Genomic DNA, 19,345 nt, shown 5'->3' with positions numbered 1-19,345 from the left:
TATTAGCCACGACCCGAGCGATAGCGAACAGGCGAAGCAATTCACGAATTACATATCAAAAAATTCGTGAATTCGTGGCGAAAAAAATAACACAAATGAGCAAACTTATTATAGCAGCTGGAACTGGATTTCTAGGACAAGTTTTAGTAAATCATTTCAAAAATAGATTTAACGAAATTGTAGTTCTTACGCGCGGAAAATCTAAAACCGTTGACGGAATTAAATACGTAAACTGGAATGCCAAATATTTTTCTGGTTGGGAAAAGGAATTAGAAAATGCAGACGTTTTAATTAATCTCGTCGGGAAATCTGTCGATTGCCGTTATACTAAAAAGAACAAACAGGATATTTTATGGTCAAGAATTAAAAGTACCAAAATTCTGAATGAAGCGGTTTTAAAATGTCAAAATCCACCGAAACATTGGCTGAATTCTTCTACGGCAACAATTTATCGTTTTTCATTAGACAAAGAAATGGATGAAATTGACGGCGAAATAGGAAATGACTTTTCTATTAATGTAGCACTTTCTTGGGAAAAAGCATTTTTTAAAACCGAAACGCCAAAAACTTTAAAAACCGCTTTACGAACTTCTATTGTTTTAGGAAAAAACGGTGGGGCTTTGATTCCGCTAAAAACTTTGGCAAAAATTGGTTTTGGAGGAAAACAAGGAAATGGAAATCAGTTTGTGAGCTGGGTTCATGAAGAAGATTTTGCTCGTGCGGTTGATTTTATTATCGAAAAAGAATTGACTGGAAAAATAAATATTGTTTCTCCAAAACCTATTCGAAATGCTGCTTTTATGCAAAAGCTAAGAAAAGCAGTTGGTTTTCCTTTTGGAATTCCTTTAAATAAAACGCTTTTAGAAATTGGATCATTTTTTATTCGCACCGAAACTGAATTGGTTTTGAAAAGTAGAAACGTAGTTCCGAAACGACTTTTGGATAGTGGGTTTGTGTTTAGATTTGGAAATATTGATGAGGCTTTTCGAAATTTATTGTAATATTTCAATACGTTTCCCACGATTGAAATCGTGGGCTATTTTTTAAATTCTAATTTTTTCTTATTTCAGCATAGCCCACGGTTTCAACCGTGGGGACACAATCAAAATCCGCAGCGATTTGTCATTTCGACGAAGGAGAAATCGCACTAGAAATTCCGTTCTGAATGTCGCCAATCTTTGTCGATTTACAAGTGCGATTTGCTTCGCCTGTTCGCTATCGCTCGGGTCTCCTTCGTCGAAATGACAAGATTGTGCAAAAACTTTGTCAAAGTTCCAAACTTTGACAAAGTCAAACCTCAACAATTATGACTATAATTAACTTAACAACCAAAATAAAAGCTCCAATAAAAACCGTATTTAACGCCTCAAGAAATATTGATATTCATCAGCAATCTGCCAGTAAGTCAAAAGAAAAAGCAATTGCGGGAATAACTTCGGGTTTAATTAATTTGGATGAAACGGTAACTTGGCGCGGCAAACATTTCGGATTTTATTTACAGCACAAAAGCCGAATTACTGCGATGAATTTTTACGATTATTTTGTTGACGAAATGGAAGAAGGTCATTTTAAATCTTTCAAACATGAACATTTTTTTGAAGAAGAAAATGGGTTTACAATTATGAAAGACCAATTGCAATATGAAACTCCGTTTGGAATTTGTGGCAGGTTATTTGATATTTTCTTTTTGAAAAAGCATTTAGTTTATTTTCTTCTGCAAAGAAATACGATTTTGAAAAAGGTCTCTGAGAATCAGAATTAAAATAAATTTCTTACTTTTAAAGTATCATGAATTTAAAATGATATAATTAAACCTTTCAAAAATATACTTATGAAATTAAAATTCTTATTATCAGTACTTCTTTTTTCAATTTCGTTTATCGGATTTTCTCAAAGCAATTGTACAACTTTAAAAGGCTGCGAAAGAAAATTATGCGAATTGAACACAAAATTGGCTGCAGCTAAAAAAGCAGGAAATCAAAATCAGATAAAAGGTGTTGAAGATGCTATTGCGCAAACCAAGAAAAATTGCACGACTAAATCTGTAAATAAAGATCTTGACAAGAAAGTAAAAGAGAAACAACAGAAAGTTAATGAAAGAACAGCCGATTTGAATGAAGCGATTAAAGACAATGAAAGCAAGGAAAAAATCGACAAAAAAAGAAAGAAACTAAATGAAGCAAAAGCTGATTTGAATAAGGCTTTGGCGGAACAGAAAACGAAATGATTTTTTACCTCTCGCAGATTTAGCGGATTTGGCAGAATTAAAATATATTATTAATTGCCTGCAGCTTTAGCTGGAGGTATGAAAAGTATTCCATTTTGGCTTTAGCCTAACTAATTAAGTTGGGCTAAAGCCAAGATTTTTTTGTCTTATATTATTCCATCAGCTAAAGCTGGAGGCAATTGATTTATTTCTCTTGAAAATGAATTTTCTCGTTTTACGTTTGCGTGAGGGATAGTAGCAATCCGCCGCAGCGGAGCGGATAGCCCGACCCCGATCTGGTAAGCGGGCGAATAAGCGCAAAGAATGTTTGCCCGCTTACCAGATCGGGGGCACGCCCAAAATAAATTTACTCTTAAAAATAAACAATCATCAACCACCAGAAAATTGGCACGGCTTCTACCCAAAAAGAAGTATAATATTTGGATCTATTCGGGTTGGCAAAAGCGATAAATAGCATTAGGGTTATGACCATAATCAAATTGATAATGGCATCGTGATAATTGAATGTTGAGATAAAAACTTCTAAAAACCAAAACGGAACAAGAAGTGCAAATCCTAAATATTTTGTCTTTTGAACTCCAATTGTCTGTGGAACGGTTTGCAAATGCGGATCGTCATTGGCGAGGTCTAAAATTTCGAAAACCAAAATGAGTACAAAAACTAAAACAAATCGCTGCAGGCATTTGATAAAGAAATCTGCTGTAAACGGAATTTCGGCATTTATAAAAGGCAGAACTAAAGTAGCGCCAACCCAACAGATGGCAACAATGTAGATTTTTACTCCAGCCCAGTTTCTTGCATTTCTTCTGTTTGGAAAAAAGGGTAACGTATAAAGTGCGGTTATCGCAAAAATTCCGAAGGAGACAATTTGGGTGATTCTTTTTAATTGAAAAAAATAATAGCCGACTAAAATCACCGAAATAAAACTCAAAATAGCGATAATTTTGAGCTGTGTTCCGATTGGATTTTTCTTTACGCGAACTAGCGCATCATATTTTACGAAATTATATCCTACAATTGTTCCGAAAAAAACAAAAAGTGCCATTGGCTCATCATATTGAATATGAAATACATGGAAAGTGATATGCACTAAAGCGAAACACGACAAAGCCACGTGAATACTGCTGTTTAAATAAAAATTTAATATCTGTTTTAAAAGTTTCATAGCTCAAATCTAATCAATTAGTAACAAATCAACTCTTTAGTTATAAAATTGATAAAAATTGAAGTTAAAAATACCTATTAAATTATTAATAATACTTAATTTTGCGCCACAAAAAAACAACACATTTACTTTGAAATGTTATTTGCCCCACAAAACTGAGGCTGATGGCATTGACTAAAAAAATTTAGATAGCTACAAATGAGAACAGATGCTTTTGCTTTAAGACACATTGGCCCAAGAGAAACCGATCTTCCATTTATGTTGAAGACTATTGGAGTTGACTCTATTGAACAACTGGTTTATGAAACACTTCCAGATGATATTCGTCTAAAAGCACCTTTGAATTTAGAACCTGCCATGACAGAATTCGAATATGCAAATCACATTCGTGACTTAGGAAAGAAAAATAGAACATTTAAATCATACATTGGTTTAGGTTATCACCCAACTATCGTTCCGGCTCCAATTCAAAGAAATATTTTTGAAAATCCAGGGTGGTATACAGCTTACACACCTTATCAGGCAGAAATTGCTCAAGGTCGTTTAGAAGCTATTTTAAATTTCCAAACTACAGTTATCGAATTAACTGGAATGGAAATCGCAAACGCTTCTTTATTAGATGAAGGAACGGCTGCGGCAGAAGCTATGGCGTTATTATTTGACGTTCGTACTCGTGACCAAAAGAAAAACAATACACACAAATTCTTCGTTTCTCAAGAAATTTTACCACAAACTTTATCTGTACTTCAAACACGTTCAACTCCAATTGGAATTGAATTGGTTGTTGGAAACCACGAAACTTTTGATTTTTCAAATGAATTTTTCGGAGCGATTTTACAATATCCAGGAAAATACGGTCAGGTAAACGATTACAGTGCTTTTGTTGCTAAAGCAAAAGAAAACGAAATCAAAGTTGCCTTTGCTGCTGATATTTTATCACTTGCAACTTTAACTTCTCCGGGAGAAATGGGAGCTGCAGTTGTTGTTGGAACTACACAACGTTTTGGTGTACCAATGGGTTACGGTGGTCCTCACGCTGCATATTTTGCAACTAAAGATGAATACAAACGTTCTATGCCAGGTCGTATCATCGGAGTTTCGATTGATGTAAATGGAAACCGCGCTTTACGTATGGCGTTAGGAACTCGTGAACAGCACATTAAACGTGAAAAAGCGACTTCAAATATTTGTACTGCTCAGGTTTTATTAGCGGTTATGGCCGGAATGTACGCGGTTTACCACGGACCAAAAGGTTTAAAATATATTGCAAACAAAGTTCACGCCTCTGCAGTTACGGCTGCTGAGGCTTTAAATAAATTAGGAGTTTACCAAACTAACTCGGCTTTCTTTGATACTATTTTAGTAAAAGCAGAGGCTCAAAAAGTAAAAGCTGTTGCAGAGAAAAACAAAGTAAACTTCTTCTATCCTGATACTGACAGTGTTTCGATTTCATTTAACGAAACGACTGCAGTTGCAGACATCAATGAAATCATTGCGATTTTTGCTGAAGCTTTAGGAAAAGAAACTTTTACGGTTTCTGAATTAAGTCAGGCAAGTCAATTACCAGCTTCATTAGAAAGAACATCTTCTTTCTTAACGCATGATGTTTTCAATAATCATCATTCAGAAAGTCAGTTGATGCGTTACATCAAAAAATTAGAGCGTAAAGATTTATCATTGAATCACTCGATGATTTCATTAGGTTCTTGTACGATGAAATTAAACGCAGCTTCTGAAATGTTGCCTTTATCTATGCCAAACTGGAACAGCATTCACCCGTTTGCACCAGTTGATCAAGTTGAAGGTTACCTTACAATGCTGAAAAAACTAGAGCAGCAATTGAATGTTATTACTGGTTTTGCCGGAACAACATTACAGCCAAACTCTGGTGCTCAGGGAGAATATGCTGGTTTAATGGCGATTCGCGCTTACCATATGTCAAGAAACGAAGGTCACCGTAATGTATGTTTGATTCCATCATCTGCTCACGGAACAAATCCTGCTTCTGCAGCGATGGCTGGAATGAAAATCATCGTTACAAAAACGACTCCAGAAGGAAATATTGACGTAGAAGATTTAAGAGAAAAAGCAATTGAACACAAAGATGATTTATCTTGTTTGATGGTAACATATCCTTCTACTCATGGAGTTTTCGAATCTTCAATTATTGAAATCACAAAATTAATCCACGATAACGGCGGATTAGTTTATATGGATGGTGCCAATATGAACGCACAGGTTGGATTAACAAATCCAGCTACAATTGGTGCAGACGTTTGTCACTTAAACTTACACAAAACTTTCGCTATTCCTCACGGTGGTGGTGGACCTGGAGTTGGACCAATTTGTGTAAACGAAAAATTAGTTCCGTTCTTGCCAACAAACCCAATCTTAAATGTTGGTGGTGAACAAGCGATTACAGCTATTTCATCTGCTCCTTACGGATCTGCTTTAGTATGTTTGATTTCTTACGGTTACATCACAATGATGGGAGCTGAAGGATTAAAAAGTGCTACAGAACACGCCATCTTGAATGCTAACTATATGAAAGCGCGTTTCGAAGGTCACTACCCTATCCTTTACACAGGAGAATGCGGAAGAGCAGCTCACGAAATGATTTTAGATTGCCGCGCATTTAAAGAAAATGGAATCGAAGTTGGGGATATCGCAAAACGTTTGATGGATTATGGTTTCCACGCTCCAACGGTTTCTTTCCCAGTTGCCGGAACTTTAATGATCGAGCCGACTGAATCTGAAGATTTAGCAGAATTAGATCGTTTTTGTGACGCGCTTATCTCAATCAGAAAAGAAATTGAAGAAGCAAAAGCTGATGATAAAAACAATGTATTGAAAAATGCACCGCATACTTTAGCTATGTTAACTACTGATAACTGGGATTTCCCTTATACAAGAGAAAAAGCAGCTTACCCATTAGATTATATCGCTGAAAATAAATTCTGGCCATCTGTTCGTCGTGTAGATGACGCTTACGGAGACAGAAATTTAGTTTGCAGCTGTGCTCCAATTGAAGCTTACATGGAAAGCTAAAAATTAGTTTTCTCTAAATATTTAGAACCCGACAGATTTTAAAACCTGTCGGGTTTTGTTTTTAATTTTGTTTCAGGTTTAAAGTTTCAAGTTCTGTTGCGAGCTGAAACCTGATAGGTTTTAAAAACCTGTCAGGTTTAATTGCGTAAAAAAAATCCAAATTCCACAATCTAAAATCTAAAATCTAAAATCTAAAATCTAAAATCTAAAATCTAAAATAATCAGGGCGTGCCCCCGTTATAGTAAGTGTGCAAAAATACTTTGCGCTTATTTGCCCACTTACTATAACGCGGTCGGGCTATCCGCTCCGCTGCGGCGGATTGCTCCTATCCCTCACGCGATCAAAACAATAAAGAAGATTCCGATATATTAAAACATAACTTTTTGTTAGACTTTTGTGAAATTACATCTCAAAAATAAAAATAACATTAAAAATATTTTGTTCTTTAGATTTCCTTCAATCGTTTGAAATCTAGGAAAAATTAAAAAATCATTAGAAGAAACACAATATATCATCCAAAAAATTGTTATTTCATAATTATATGCACGCATACTATTTTTTATGATAGTTATCATAATATTATTTATACATTAGCGCTAAATTTATCGGATAAACTGGGAATAATGAAAATTAAAATAATTGGAACAGGAAGTTACATTCCAACTAAATCAGTCAGCAATACTGACTTTGGCGATCATGTTTTTTTAAATGAAGATGGATCTCCTTTTGCTTACCCGAATGAAGTTGTAATCAAAAAATTTAAAGGAATTACGGGAATCGAAAACCGTCGTTATGCAGAAGATCAATATAATGCTTCAGATTTAGCTTTTTTTGCTGCCGAAAAAGCAATAGAAAATGCGAACATCGATAAAGAAACTTTAGACTATATTATTTTTGCTCATAATTTTGGTGATGTTAAAACCGGAACCAATCAAACCGATATTCTTCCGAGTTTAGCAACGAGGGTTAAAAATAAATTAGCCATCAAAAACCCTAAATGTGTAGCCTACGATATTCTTTTTGGATGTCCAGGCTGGATTGAAGGAGTTCTTCAGGCAAATGCTTTCATAAAATCAGGAATGGCAAATAGAGTTTTAGTTATTGGAGCCGAAACTTTATCAAGAGTGGTAGACGACCACGATCGCGACTCTATGATTTATTCTGACGGTGCCGGAGCTTCTGTTTTGGAACTTTCTAAAGACGAAGCAGGTTTACTTTCTTACGAAAGCGCCACTTTTGCTAACGAAGAAGCTAATTTCCTTTTCTTCGGAAAATCATATAATCCAGATTTAGATCCAGATATTAAGTACATTAAAATGTACGGCCGTAAAATTTATGAGTTTGCTTTAAGCCAAGTTCCTTGCGCCATGAAAAGCTGTCTTGATAAAAGCGGAATCGGAATCGATGAAGTGAAAAAGATTCTTATTCATCAGGCTAACGAAAAAATGGACGAAGCTATTATCGAACGTTTCTACAAACTTTACGATAAAACTGCGCCTAAAGACATTATGCCAATGAGTATTCATGATTTAGGAAACAGCAGCGTAGCAACCGTACCAACTCTTTTCGATTTAATATTAAAAGGAGAAATAGAAAATCACGAAATCAATAAAGGCGACGTTGTCATTTTTGCTTCAGTTGGAGCAGGAATGAATGTAAATGCTTTCGTTTATAGATACTAATAATCAGTATTCAGTGTTCATCTTTTTAGTACTCAGTCAAACTGTAAACTAATTAATATAAACTGAACACTATAAAACTGATTACTGAACACTAAAAAAAGTCCGCACCCAAAATGCGGACTTTTTTAGTATATTTGCGCCTTTGTTGTTTAAAACATATATAATGTACGAAAAAACATTTCCGAATAAAAGATTCAAACTTACCTTAGAGTTTTTACAGAAGCACGTTAGCACATCAGAAACTATTTTTGATTTTGGTGTCCCAAATCCATTTTCTAAAATAATGGAAGAAAATGGGTATACCGTAAAAAATACAAAAGGCGAAGATTTAGACAACGATCAAACCGCTTTACAAACAGAAGATTATACCGTTTTTACTGCATTTGAAATTTTCGAACATTTACTAAATCCGTATACTATTTTACAGAATGTAAAATGTGATAAATTGCTAATTTCAATTCCGTTGCGCTTATGGTTTTCACCAGCATATCGCTCAAAAACAGACATGTGGGACAGACATTACCACGAGTTTGAAGACTGGCAGTTGGATTGGCTTCTTGAAAAAACTGGCTGGAAAATAACCGACCGTATTCAATTTACCCATCCAGTAAAAAAGTTTGGATTGAGACCTTTATTAAGATACTTCACTCCGAGATATTATCTTGTTGTTGCTGAGAAAATAAAATAAAAATTCCAATATTTAAATTCCAAATTCCAATTTTAACCATTTCGTTAAGATTGGAATTTGGAATTTTAAAAGATTGGGATTTATTCTCAAGAATTGGAATTTGGAATTTTTAAAAATTTGGAATTTAATATGAAATATTACATTGTTATACCGGCGCACAACGAAGAGCACCTTATTGGCCTAACGCTTGAGTCTTTGGTTTCCCAAACCGTTCTGCCTTCAAAAGTTGTGGTTGTAAATGACAATTCGACTGATAAAACCGAAGAAGTTGTCTTGAGTTTTGCAAAAGACAATCCTTATATTTCAGTTGTAAACAAAACTTCAGATGCTATTCATCTTCCTGGAAGCAAAGTAATTCAAGCTTTTCAGAAAGGGTTTGAAACTTTGGATTCTAATTATGATATTATTGTAAAAATAGACGGCGATTTAATTTTTCCGCCAAACTATTTTGAAACCATCATCAAACATTTCAAATCAGATTCGAGAATTGGAATGGCGGGCGGATTTTGCTATATCGAAAAAAATGGCGACTGGGTTTTAGAAAATCTTACCGATAAAGATCATATTCGCGGAGCTTTAAAAGCTTACCGAAAAGAAACCTTTCAGCAAATTGGCGGTTTACGTCCTGCAATGGGTTGGGACACGGTTGACGAATTACTTTGTAAATATTACAACTGGAAAATTGTTACCGATGAATCTTTACATGTAAAACACTTAAAACCAACTGGAGCGAATTATAACAAAACTGCTCGTTACAAACAAGGCGAAGCTTTTTATACTTTAGGTTACGGTTTTTGGATCACAGCAATTGCATCGGCAAAACTGGCAATGATGAAGAAAAAACCCTTTTTATTTTTAGATTATATTAGAGGGTTTTGGAAAGCAAAAAATGCCAAAACACCTTTATTAGTTACCTCAGAACAAGCTAAATTTATTAGAAATTACCGTTTGAAAAAAATCAAGGAAAAGATTTACTAATCTTAAAAAAATTAAAAAACTGCCGACCGAAACGGTAAACTGTAAACTAATCCTTAATTTAGCAAATATTTCAAAACTTATGATGCTAATTCGTTATTTATCCCAAATAGGAAAATATTTTTTAATGCTGAAAGAAATTTTCAATAAACAGACTAAATGGCCTGTTATGAAAAATTTAATTTTCAAAGAAATTGATGACTTAATTATTGACTCACTTGGAATTGTCTGCTTTATCTCTTTCTTCATCGGAGGGGTTGTAGCCATTCAAACAGCCCTAAACTTAACAAACCCTTTAATCCCTAAATATTTAATTGGTTTTGCTACGCGTCAATCTGTAGTTTTGGAGTTTGCCCCTACTTTTATTTCGGTAATTATGGCTGGAAAAATGGGATCTTACATTACGTCAAGTATTGGAACAATGCGTGTTACAGAACAGATCGATGCTTTAGAAGTTATGGGAGTTAACTCAGTAAACTATCTTGTTTTTCCAAAAATTATAGCTTTATTAATGTACCCTTTTGTAATCGGAATTAGTATGTTTTTAGGAATTTTTGGAGGATGGCTTGCTTGTGCATACGGAGGATTTTCAACAGGTGCAGATTTTATTATGGGAGCTCAGAAAGATTTCATTCCCTTCCATATTACTTATGCCTTTATCAAAACCTTAATCTTTGCAATGTTATTGGCAACAATTCCGTCTTTTCACGGTTATTACATGAAAGGTGGTGCATTAGAAGTTGGTAAAGCAAGTACAACATCATTTGTATGGACATCTGTAACTATCATTCTTCTAAATTATATATTAACTCAATTATTACTTGGATAATGATAGAAGTAAAAAATATAGAAAAATCATTTGGTGACAGTAAAGTTTTAAAAGGTGTTTCGACCGTTTTTGAAACAGGAAAAACCAATTTGATTATCGGACAAAGTGGATCTGGAAAAACGGTTTTATTAAAAACGTTGTTGGGAATTCACACACCAGACGCAGGAACAATTGAATTTGATGGAAGAGTTTATTCTGATTTAGACAAAGATGAAAAACGTGACTTGAGAACTGAAATCGGAATGGTATTTCAGGGAAGTGCTCTGTTTGACTCGATGACTGTTGAAGAAAATGTGGCTTTCCCGTTAAAAATGTTTACTAATAACAATAAGGCACAAATTAAAGAACGTGTTGATTTTGTTTTAGAAAGAGTAAATCTAATTGATGCGCATAAAAAATTACCTTCTGAAATTTCTGGAGGGATGCAGAAACGTGTGGCAATTGCCCGCGCGATTGTAAATAATCCGAAGTATTTGTTTTGCGATGAGCCAAACTCTGGTCTTGACCCGAACACTTCTACTTTGATTGACAACCTTATTCAGGAAATTACGAGAGAATATAATATTACAACTGTGATCAATACTCACGATATGAACTCCGTAATGGAAATTGGAGAAAATATTGTTTTCTTAAAGAAAGGGTTAAAAGCTTGGCAAGGAACTAAAGAGGAAATCTTTACAACCGAGAATGAGGCAGTAGTTAAATTTGTTTATTCTTCAAACCTTTTTAAGAAAGTAAGAGAAGCTTATTTGAAAGGTTAAAAGCTTTTTAAAATTTCAATAAAAAAATCCAAATTCCAATTGTAAAGTTGGTATTTGGATTTTTTGCTTTTTAAATATTCATCCCAATCTTTGGAATTTGGGATTTTTTAAATTGGAATTTCTAATTTTTAATTAGCTCCACTTCCGCATTCGGATTAAAGAGATAGGTTTTTCCTGAGCTTAATTCAATGCATTCGAAACGTTTGGTACGAACGGCTAGTTTCTTAAAAATCTTTCCGTTTTTAATTCTAAAAACACTGCCGTACGGAATTTCGAAAACATAACTCTTATCGTTTTCTTTATCATATTGTTTTAAAGCTAAAGATAAAGTCGTATCGGTATCACTACTAGCTGAAGGGTTTTTAAAATGTCTTGCCAGTAAAGGCAAAATTTGTCCAGGAAAAATTTCTGGTCGAATAAACGGAACCATCAAACGCTGAAAAGTAAATTTCCATTCATTTCCATGCGGTTTGATATTTCGCCCAAACTTTTCAAAAGCAACCAAATGTGCAATTTCATGAATTAACGTAATCAAAAAACGATACTTATTTAAGCTTGCATTTACCGTAATTTCATGTTTGCCGCTTGGCCCTCTTCTATAATCACCGTGACGTGTCTGACGCTCGTTTACAATTTTCAAGTGCACCTGATTGGCCACTATCAAATCGAAAACGGGTTTGACTGCATATTCGGGAATGTATTTAGCTAGAGTTTCGCTCAAAATAATTATAAGTTATGAATTATGAGTTATGAGTTTGTTTTTGGACGTAATTATAATACTTCTAATTATTTTCATCACTTCGTTGCATTGTTTATGAATGGAATCAAATTCTGTTTTCGAAATATAATCTGTTTCTTTTAATAGTTCAAGCCAATACATTGACTCATCACATTCTTTTTGAGAAATAGACAATTTATGAATAAAATCGGCTTTACTTTGCGCATTTATTGCTTCACGAACATTTGCACCGATTGATGTAACAGAACGTAAAAATTGTTTACTCATTACGAATTCTTTTCTTTCCGCAACTAACCATTTATAAAAATTAACTCCTCTTACAGCTAATTCAAAACTTTTAGTTTTCACAATACTATCACTCATGATTCACAACTCATAATTCATAATTAATTAAGGATTCGTTGAAGAAACTTCAAGCACTTTTCCGTTAAAATATTTATTTCCGTTAAGCGTAAAATCATAAATATACGTTGCCATTCCTTCCGCAGAAATTGGCGCTTGATAACCTGGGAACGCTTCGTTTAGCATTTCGGTTTGAACAGAACCTAAAGCCAGAACATTAAACGAAATTCCTTTTTCTTTATATTCTTCAGCTAATAATTCAGTTAAAGTAATTACAGCGCCTTTGCTCGAACTGTATGCCGCTAATCCTGCGAACTTCAAACTTCCGCGCACACCGCCAATAGAACTGATCGTAACCACATGGCTTCCTTTTTCTAAATACGGAATACAGATGCGAGTTAAATTCGCAACAGCGAAAACATTTACTTTGTAAATACTTTCAAAATCTGCCTGAGTCGTTTGCTCAAAAGGTTTTAAAAGTAAAGCTCCAGCATTGTGAACCACAGCATCTACTTTTTTCCAAGTTGAAGAAAGAAAATTTTCAACCTGATCTAAAGCCGTTTCATCTGCCAAATCAACAGACAGACAAGTTATATTTTGATGTTCTAAAAGCGTTTGTGGTATTTTTCTCGAAATGGCTAAAACCTGATTTCCTGCATTTGCAAACTGCAAAGCCAATTCATAACCAATTCCTCTACTCGTTCCGGTAACAATAATATTTTTCATGTCGCAAAAATAATCAAATGCTGTAAAACAGCTTCTTATTTATTCATCGTTATTTCTTGTGTTGGCGAAACTGCAATTTTTGTCACAGCTGGCAATAATTCTTGCGTAAAATTAGTAATATGAGGAATATCCATCAGTTTAAATTCGTCTGAAACATGATGATAGAAGTCAAAATTTTCAAAGTCAAAAGTACTTAGCGATTGGCATGGTTTCCCAAACGCCTGAAAAAATGAATAATTATCAGAACGATAGAATAATTGATATTCTGCTTCTTTTGGCAAAAACCCGATCGTGTTTTTTCCTGTGTATTCGTTTATTTTTTGCGCCATATTCGATTTATCAAAACCTGTAATATACGCCAAATAATCTCGTTTCATTGGAACACCAATCATTTCAATGTTCAATTGCGTGTAAAGATTGAAATTTTGCTTTTTCAATTTCTCAACCAAACTTTTAGATCCTAAAAGTCCTTTTTCTTCCCCAGCAAAAAAGACAATTAGTATACTGCGTTTGTTCGCTTTAGTTTCAGAAAAATATTTTGCCATCGCAGCAACAGAAGTCACACCCGAAGCATCATCGTTTGCTCCGTTATTAATCTTATCAGCCTGCTCTTTTTTCTCTAGACCAATATGATCATAGTGCGCACTCAATACCACGAATTCTTTTTTAAGTTCTGGATCTGTCCCTTCTATAACCCCAACAATATTAAAAGCTGGAGAATCAAAATTGGTCAAAGTATCTCGATAGGTTTTAAAATAAGGTTTAATTTTATTTTTCTTTAAAAAGTCTTCCAAGAAAACAGCTGCTTTTTCAATTCCTTGAGTTCCGGTTTCGCGTCCTTCCAATTCATCAGAAGAAAGGTATTTTAGAAAATCTGAAATTTCAGTTTCTTTTACTTTATAGCTGACTTGTATTGCTTTCGAATCTGTTTTTACTTCACTCTCCTTTGCGGTTGAAGTTCCCGATTTACAAGCAAAAAAAATAAATGGAAGCAAAAGGTATAGTTTTCTCATGATTTTTCTGTTTTTTACTGATGATTGAAAATAAAAATTAATTAGACTATAAACTTATGAAAAGTAATAGAATATTCATAAAAAAACCCTTCAAACTAAAAGTCAAAAGGGTTTTCAAATCTATTTATAACCTAATTTTATCCAGCAATAACTGCTCTTGAAATTACGATTTTCTGAATTTCAGAAGTTCCTTCGTAAATCTGAGTAATTTTTGCATCACGCATTAAACGCTCTACATGGTATTCTTTTACATACCCGTTTCCTCCATGAATCTGAACCGCTTCTACAGCAGTATCCATTGCAACTTGCGAAGCAAAAAGTTTTGCCATTGCACCACTCACGTCATAGTTTTTATGATTGTCTTTATCCCAAGCTGCTTTCATACACAAATGACGAGCCGCTTCAATATTTACAGCCATGTCTGCTAATTTAAAAGCAATTGCCTGATGATTGCAGATTTCTGTTCCAAAAGCTTTACGCTCTTTAGAATATTTCAAAGCCATCTCATAAGCTCCAGAAGCAATTCCTAAAGCTTGAGATGCAATACCAATTCTTCCTCCTGCAAGAGTTTTCATTGCAAATTTAAATCCGAAACCATCTTCACCAATTCTATTTTCTTTCGGAACTTTCACATCAGAAAACATTAAAGAATGTGTATCAGATCCGCGGATTCCCATTTTTTGTTCTTTTGGACCAACTGAAAAACCTGGCATATCTTTAGTCATAATCAAAGCATTTATTCCTTTGTGCTTTAATTCTGGATGTGTTTGTGCAATTACTAAATATACAGAAGCTGTATTTCCGTTTGTAATCCAGTTTTTTGTACCATTAACTAAATAATGGTCACCCATATCAATAGCTGTTGTTTTTTGCGAAGTCGCATCACTTCCTGCTTCAGGTTCGCTTAAGCAAAATGCTCCGTGAATTTCTCCAGAAGCCAAACCTGGAAGGTATTTTTGTTTTTGTTCTTCGGTTCCGTATTCTTGTAATCCCCAGCAAACTAGCGAATTGTTTACCGACATTACTACAGAAGCAGAAGCATCGATCTTAGAAATTTCTTCCATTGCAATAACATAAGAAATAGCATCAAGTCCGCTTCCTCCGTATTTAGGATCAACCATCATTCCCATAAAACCCAGCTCGCCCATTTTTTTGACTTGCTCAGTTGGAAAAATTTGTTTTTCGTCACGTTCAATAACTCCCGGCAATAATTCATTTTGAGCAAAATCTCTTGCTGCCTGCTGAATCATTAAATGTTCTTCGGTAAGATTAAAATCCATAGTAGTTTACTTTAAATGTTTTTCTCAACCAGATTTCAAACAGATTTCTTTAGTTGATTATTTTTTGTTTTTGTGTTTTTTAGATGCCTCGTTTTTTTAACGCAAAGGCTTCCAAAGATACTTTTTAAATGTTTAAATTACAATGCGTGCATATAAAATTAATAGATCAGCAAAGATTACGATAACGTTTTCGCTATTATTTAGCTTTTCTTTCAAAACAACATTAATTTGACAACAAAATTTCTAAAATTTAAGATTCAAATTATACCTAAAAATTATTTTTAATTAAGAAAATACTGCTTTCTAAATTTGTTAAAAATTAAACAATTCTTAAAATGAGTAAAACTACGTAAACTTACTCTTACTAAATTGATTTTTAATGTAATACAAAAATTAAACATCAAAATTTGAAGAAAAAAACATTCTCAATATGAACCAAATATTAATAAATTACTATTATTTTTGCCCTAAAAATAAAAATTTGATAGAATATGAAAAAGATTTTACTTTTACTGACAGTCTTGTTAAGCTTCCAATTTTCGACTGTTTCTGCTCAAACTCAAATTGAAGTAAATGGTGTACGTGTTCCTAGAAAAATAGAATTTCAAGGAAAAACATTGCAGCTTAATGGCGCGGGCGGAAGATCAAAAATGTGGTTGGAAGTTTATGTGCAAGCACTGTATTTATCTCAATTAGCCCAAGATCCTCAATTTATCATAGACAGTGATACTGAAATGGCCGTTAGAATTGAAATCACGTCTTCGATGGTTTCTTCTAACAAACTGACGAAAGCTATGAATACAGGTTTTGAGAAATCAGCAGGAGCAAATCTTGAGCAGCTTCGTCCTAGAATAGAACAGTTAAAAAGTTTTTTAAGTGACGCAATCACAGAAAAAGATGTGTTTGTTTTAGCTTACAATCCTTTTGACCAAAACGTTTACGTTTCTAAAAATGAAGTACTAAAAGGTAAAATTCCTGGATTTGATTTCAAAAAAGCATTATTCGGAATCTGGCTTTCTGACAAACCAGTTGATGAGACTTTGAAAAAACATTTATTAGGACAATAATTCTTAATTTTTTGAATATTCGAAAAGCCGAAAACGGAATAGTTTTCGGCTTTTCTTTTTTGTTTTATAAATTTGATGCAAAATACATTATTCGCATTATTCTATTTTATACATTTACGCAAAATAAACATATCACAACAAAATGAAAGATTTATTACAACAATTTGAAAACAAGGCACCTGAAATTGTTTTTAATTGGAAAGATTCCGAAACAGAAGCCGAAGGGTGGACTGTTATTAATTCACTTCGCGGAGGAGCTGCAGGTGGAGGAACAAGAATGAGAAAAGGCTTAGATATGAATGAAGTTTTATCTCTTGCAAAAACTATGGAAGTTAAATTCTCTGTTTCAGGCCCCGCTATTGGCGGCGCTAAATCTGGAATAAATTTTGATCCGAACGATCCTCGCAAAAAAGGTGTTTTACAGCGCTGGTACAAAGCGGTTTCTCCTTTATTAAAAAGCTACTACGGTACAGGTGGCGATTTGAATGTTGATGAAATTCACGAAGTAATCCCGATGACAGAAGAATGTGGCGTTTGGCATCCGCAGGAAGGTGTTTTTAACGGACATTTTAAACCGACGGAAGCCGACAAAATTAATAGAATTGGTCAATTGCGTCAGGGTGTAATTAAAGTAATCGAAAACCCAAAATTCTCACCAGACGTTACTAGAAAATATACTGTTGCCGATATGATTACTGGTTTTGGTGTTGCAGAAGCAGTTCGTCATTTCTACGCAACTTACGGCGGAGACATTCAAGGTAAAAAAGCAATCGTTCAAGGTTTCGGAAACGTAGGTTCTGCTGCCGCTTTTTACTTGGCTGAAATGGGTGCAAAAGTAATCGGAATTATTGACCGCGATGGTGGATTAATTAAAGAAGACGGTTTTTCTTTTGAAGAAATCAGAACTTTATTCTTAAACAAAGATGGAAACAAATTAGTTGCCGATAATATGATCCCGTTTGAAGAAATCAATTCAAAAATCTGGACAATTGGTGCTGAAATCTTTACTCCTTGCGCAGCTTCAAGATTGGTAACTCAAGATCAAATTGATAGTTTAATTGCCAACGGATTGGAAGTTATTTCATGCGGTGCAAATGTTCCTTTTGCTGACAAGGAAATTTTCTTCGGTTCTATTATGGAGCAAGTGGATCAAAAAGTAAGTTTGATTCCGGACTTTATCTCAAACTGCGGAATGGCGAGAGTTTTTGCTTATTTCATGGAGAAAAAAGTGCAAATGACAGACGAGGCTATTTTTAATGATACTTCAGAAATTATCAAAAATGCGATTGTAAAAGCTCATGCTTTAAATTCGTCTAAAACAAACATCAGTGCAACTGCTTTTGAAATTGCATTGAAGCAGTTGGTGTAATCTATTTTATACTTATATATAAACGAGCCGAATAGTATTTGGCTCGTTTTTTATTAACCTAAGGTTTACGCAAGCAACGTTAATTTATTTCTCGCAAAGTCGCGAAGTCGCAAAGTTTTTTCTTTTTTAAGTTTTCTTTGCGACTTCGCGACTTTGCGAGATTAAAAAAAACTTAGCGAAAACATTGCTGTTATTTTTTTTTAACGCAAAGCGCGCTAAGTCCTTTTAATTGGGGCGCAAGCAAGATCTAAATATTAAGTTTGCAAAGCTTTGCGAACTTAAATCTAAAGATTTACTCAAACTTAAGCCAAAAAAACTTTGCGTTTCTTTGCGTAAACCTTTGCGACCTCTGCGGTATAATAATTTAAGCCTCATATAAAAACTCTTTGTGTTCTTTGCGTTCCCCATAGCTATCGGGATTGCGAACTTTGCGGTTAAATTAACTCCCGCCCTTCCATTCTAAACAATTTTTACTACTTTTAAACGTTTTTAAAATAATACATTTCAAAATTCAGAATTCAATGAGTTTCACTATTTCTTCAGATAAAAAGAAATCGTTACTAATCACAACTGCCATATATGCAGCAATAATTCTGTTGCTGTTTTTTATACGTTTTTGGCCTCCTTACAATCCAGAAAATAATGTTGCCCTTGCCGATGGCGGAGGTGGCGGAGGCGGTGTAACGGTAAACTTTGGAGACAGCGATTTAGGTTCTGGAGCCAATTACAAAAGCGAAGTTTTGGATGTAAAGAATAATGCGAAACAAACACCTGCAAAAGCTGTAGAGGAAGAAGCCATTATCTCTCAGGAAAATACAACAGCAGATAATGATGTTGTTGTTCCGACAAAAGAAAAACCAAAGAAACCTGTTCCGATAAAAGTAGATCCTAAACCTGTTCCTGAAAAACCAAAAGTTTCTAACTCAACAAACGACGCATTAGCAAGTATTATGAAAGGTTCGAACAAAGGTGGCGATGGAGACGATAAAACTGCAGGAAATAAGGGAAAAGCTGGCGGAAGTTTAAACTCTAACGGTTATTACGGATCTGGAGGTTCTGGCGGAGGAACTGGAGGCGGTAACGGAACTGGAAATGGTATTGGCACCGGGAGCGGTTACGGTGCTGGAAGCGGTAGCGGTTCTGGTGGTGGATCTGGATATTCTTTAGGAAATAGAAAAGCGCTTTCTAAACCTGCACCAAAATATACTTGTAACGAAGAAGGAAAAGTGGTAGTTGAAGTTAGCGTTGACCAAAACGGAAAAACAATTAGCGCAACTGCGGGAATAAAAGGAACTACTAATACTGCAAAATGTTTGTTAGACCAAGCGAGAATCGCTGCAATGAATACAAAATGGGAATCTGATAGTGACGCTCCAGCTAAACAAGTTGGAAAGATAATTTATAATTTTAGTTTGGATTAAAAAACACGAATT

18 protein-coding genes are annotated in these 19,345 nt (G+C 34.4%); 12 read left to right on the top strand and 6 right to left on the bottom strand.

The features are described 5' to 3' along the window. The first annotated feature begins 95 nt into the window (after nt 1-95). The 3 genes from AC3E9W_RS11395 to AC3E9W_RS11385 all read left to right on the top strand — a co-directional run bounded on the left by AC3E9W_RS11395 (nt 96) and on the right by AC3E9W_RS11385 (nt 2,227). Nucleotides 96-1,001, top strand: coding sequence for a TIGR01777 family oxidoreductase (locus tag AC3E9W_RS11395; protein WP_488768444.1), 906 nt, complete (start codon nt 96-98; stop codon nt 999-1,001). Between the two features lie 305 nt (nt 1,002-1,306). Beyond that, the gene (locus tag AC3E9W_RS11390; RefSeq protein ID WP_488768443.1) at nt 1,307-1,762 is read left to right on the top strand and encodes an SRPBCC family protein; all 456 of its coding nucleotides are present in this window, start codon (nt 1,307-1,309) and stop codon (nt 1,760-1,762) included. Between the two features lie 69 nt (nt 1,763-1,831). Beyond that, nucleotides 1,832-2,227, top strand: coding sequence for a DUF1090 family protein (locus AC3E9W_RS11385; RefSeq protein ID WP_488768442.1), 396 nt, complete (start codon nt 1,832-1,834; stop codon nt 2,225-2,227). Between the two features lie 352 nt (nt 2,228-2,579). On the opposite strand, the gene AC3E9W_RS11380 is transcribed toward AC3E9W_RS11385, so the two are convergent. Continuing rightward, nucleotides 2,580-3,392 (bottom strand): UbiA prenyltransferase family protein, encoded by an 813-nt coding sequence (locus AC3E9W_RS11380; RefSeq protein ID WP_488768441.1) that lies wholly within the window; start codon nt 3,390-3,392, stop codon nt 2,580-2,582. Nucleotides 3,393-3,590: 198 nt separating this feature from the next. Here AC3E9W_RS11380 and gcvP point away from each other — a divergent pair, with 198 nt between their 5' ends. The 6 genes from gcvP (at nt 3,591) to AC3E9W_RS11350 (ending at nt 11,376) form a co-directional block, all read left to right on the top strand. Then, entirely contained in the window at nt 3,591-6,440 is a 2,850-nt protein-coding gene (gcvP, locus tag AC3E9W_RS11375) for an aminomethyl-transferring glycine dehydrogenase (protein ID WP_488768440.1), read from the top strand. Between the two features lie 624 nt (nt 6,441-7,064). Continuing rightward, the gene (locus tag AC3E9W_RS11370; RefSeq protein WP_306158330.1) at nt 7,065-8,123 is read left to right on the top strand and encodes a 3-oxoacyl-ACP synthase III family protein; all 1,059 of its coding nucleotides are present in this window, start codon (nt 7,065-7,067) and stop codon (nt 8,121-8,123) included. Nucleotides 8,124-8,286: 163 nt separating this feature from the next. Then, nucleotides 8,287-8,811, top strand: a complete 525-nt coding sequence (locus AC3E9W_RS11365; RefSeq protein WP_488768439.1) for a methyltransferase — start codon at nt 8,287-8,289, stop codon at nt 8,809-8,811. 129 nt (nt 8,812-8,940) lie between these two features. Continuing rightward, nucleotides 8,941-9,789 carry a glycosyltransferase family 2 protein gene (locus AC3E9W_RS11360; RefSeq protein WP_488768438.1) on the top strand — a complete coding sequence of 283 codons (849 nt, stop codon included), beginning with the start codon at nt 8,941-8,943 and terminating at the stop codon, nt 9,787-9,789. A gap of 79 nt (nt 9,790-9,868) precedes the next feature. After that, nucleotides 9,869-10,615, top strand: a complete 747-nt coding sequence (locus tag AC3E9W_RS11355) for an MlaE family ABC transporter permease (protein WP_012022541.1) — start codon at nt 9,869-9,871, stop codon at nt 10,613-10,615. Then, entirely contained in the window at nt 10,615-11,376 is a 762-nt protein-coding gene (locus AC3E9W_RS11350) for an ABC transporter ATP-binding protein (RefSeq protein WP_306158338.1), read from the top strand. The genes AC3E9W_RS11355 and AC3E9W_RS11350 overlap by 1 nt, the downstream gene beginning before the upstream one ends. 121 nt (nt 11,377-11,497) lie before the next feature. On the opposite strand, the gene AC3E9W_RS11345 is transcribed toward AC3E9W_RS11350, so the two are convergent. The 5 genes from AC3E9W_RS11345 to AC3E9W_RS11325 form a co-directional block, all read right to left on the bottom strand. Beyond that, nucleotides 11,498-12,097, bottom strand: coding sequence for a SprT-like domain-containing protein (locus AC3E9W_RS11345; RefSeq protein WP_488768437.1), 600 nt, complete (start codon nt 12,095-12,097; stop codon nt 11,498-11,500). Between the two features lie 12 nt (nt 12,098-12,109). Beyond that, entirely contained in the window at nt 12,110-12,478 is a 369-nt protein-coding gene (locus AC3E9W_RS11340) for a four helix bundle protein (RefSeq protein WP_306158342.1), read from the bottom strand. Between the two features lie 27 nt (nt 12,479-12,505). Further along, on the bottom strand, nt 12,506-13,183 hold the full coding sequence (locus AC3E9W_RS11335) for an SDR family NAD(P)-dependent oxidoreductase (RefSeq protein ID WP_488768436.1): 678 nt from the start codon (nt 13,181-13,183) through the stop codon (nt 12,506-12,508). Nucleotides 13,184-13,218: 35 nt separating this feature from the next. Beyond that, nucleotides 13,219-14,196, bottom strand: coding sequence for a M20/M25/M40 family metallo-hydrolase (locus AC3E9W_RS11330; RefSeq protein ID WP_488768435.1), 978 nt, complete (start codon nt 14,194-14,196; stop codon nt 13,219-13,221). Nucleotides 14,197-14,333: 137 nt separating this feature from the next. Then, nucleotides 14,334-15,476 carry an acyl-CoA dehydrogenase gene (locus AC3E9W_RS11325; RefSeq protein ID WP_306158347.1) on the bottom strand — a complete coding sequence of 381 codons (1,143 nt, stop codon included), beginning with the start codon at nt 15,474-15,476 and terminating at the stop codon, nt 14,334-14,336. Nucleotides 15,477-15,967: 491 nt separating this feature from the next. Here AC3E9W_RS11325 and AC3E9W_RS11320 point away from each other — a divergent pair, with 491 nt between their 5' ends. The 3 genes from AC3E9W_RS11320 to AC3E9W_RS11310 all read left to right on the top strand — a co-directional run bounded on the left by AC3E9W_RS11320 (nt 15,968) and on the right by AC3E9W_RS11310 (nt 19,333). Continuing rightward, nucleotides 15,968-16,543, top strand: a complete 576-nt coding sequence (locus AC3E9W_RS11320; RefSeq protein ID WP_488768434.1) for a chalcone isomerase family protein — start codon at nt 15,968-15,970, stop codon at nt 16,541-16,543. 142 nt (nt 16,544-16,685) lie between these two features. Beyond that, on the top strand, nt 16,686-17,912 hold the full coding sequence (locus tag AC3E9W_RS11315; RefSeq protein WP_488768433.1) for a Glu/Leu/Phe/Val dehydrogenase dimerization domain-containing protein: 1,227 nt from the start codon (nt 16,686-16,688) through the stop codon (nt 17,910-17,912). Nucleotides 17,913-18,433: 521 nt separating this feature from the next. Then, nucleotides 18,434-19,333 (top strand): energy transducer TonB, encoded by a 900-nt coding sequence (locus AC3E9W_RS11310; RefSeq protein WP_488768432.1) that lies wholly within the window; start codon nt 18,434-18,436, stop codon nt 19,331-19,333. Nucleotides 19,334-19,345 lie beyond the last annotated feature (12 nt).

It is taken from the genome of Flavobacterium sp. 38, assembly GCF_057799715.1.
The sequence above is the reverse complement of the archived record's forward strand: the minus strand, read 5'-3'. Positions and strand labels throughout refer to the sequence as shown.

What these genes read in the sequence shown, in the direction of transcription:
- AC3E9W_RS11395 (WP_488768444.1), top strand. Translation starts at nt 96, where the DNA reads ATGAGCAAACTTATTATAGCAGCTGGAACTGGATTTCTAGGACAAGTT.
- AC3E9W_RS11370 (WP_306158330.1), top strand. Translation starts at nt 7,065, where the DNA reads ATGAAAATTAAAATAATTGGAACAGGAAGTTACATTCCAACTAAATCA.
- AC3E9W_RS11385 (WP_488768442.1), top strand. Translation starts at nt 1,832, where the DNA reads ATGAAATTAAAATTCTTATTATCAGTACTTCTTTTTTCAATTTCGTTT.
- AC3E9W_RS11350 (WP_306158338.1), top strand. Translation starts at nt 10,615, where the DNA reads ATGATAGAAGTAAAAAATATAGAAAAATCATTTGGTGACAGTAAAGTT.
- AC3E9W_RS11330 (WP_488768435.1), bottom strand. Translation starts at nt 14,196, where the DNA reads ATGAGAAAACTATACCTTTTGCTTCCATTTATTTTTTTTGCTTGTAAA.
- AC3E9W_RS11320 (WP_488768434.1), top strand. Translation starts at nt 15,968, where the DNA reads ATGAAAAAGATTTTACTTTTACTGACAGTCTTGTTAAGCTTCCAATTT.
- AC3E9W_RS11325 (WP_306158347.1), bottom strand. Translation starts at nt 15,476, where the DNA reads ATGGATTTTAATCTTACCGAAGAACATTTAATGATTCAGCAGGCAGCA.
- AC3E9W_RS11380 (WP_488768441.1), bottom strand. Translation starts at nt 3,392, where the DNA reads ATGAAACTTTTAAAACAGATATTAAATTTTTATTTAAACAGCAGTATT.
- AC3E9W_RS11310 (WP_488768432.1), top strand. Translation starts at nt 18,434, where the DNA reads ATGAGTTTCACTATTTCTTCAGATAAAAAGAAATCGTTACTAATCACA.
- AC3E9W_RS11355 (WP_012022541.1), top strand. Translation starts at nt 9,869, where the DNA reads ATGATGCTAATTCGTTATTTATCCCAAATAGGAAAATATTTTTTAATG.
- AC3E9W_RS11360 (WP_488768438.1), top strand. Translation starts at nt 8,941, where the DNA reads ATGAAATATTACATTGTTATACCGGCGCACAACGAAGAGCACCTTATT.
- AC3E9W_RS11365 (WP_488768439.1), top strand. Translation starts at nt 8,287, where the DNA reads ATGTACGAAAAAACATTTCCGAATAAAAGATTCAAACTTACCTTAGAG.
- gcvP (WP_488768440.1), top strand. Translation starts at nt 3,591, where the DNA reads ATGAGAACAGATGCTTTTGCTTTAAGACACATTGGCCCAAGAGAAACC.
- AC3E9W_RS11335 (WP_488768436.1), bottom strand. Translation starts at nt 13,183, where the DNA reads ATGAAAAATATTATTGTTACCGGAACGAGTAGAGGAATTGGTTATGAA.
- AC3E9W_RS11390 (WP_488768443.1), top strand. Translation starts at nt 1,307, where the DNA reads ATGACTATAATTAACTTAACAACCAAAATAAAAGCTCCAATAAAAACC.
- AC3E9W_RS11340 (WP_306158342.1), bottom strand. Translation starts at nt 12,478, where the DNA reads ATGAGTGATAGTATTGTGAAAACTAAAAGTTTTGAATTAGCTGTAAGA.
- AC3E9W_RS11315 (WP_488768433.1), top strand. Translation starts at nt 16,686, where the DNA reads ATGAAAGATTTATTACAACAATTTGAAAACAAGGCACCTGAAATTGTT.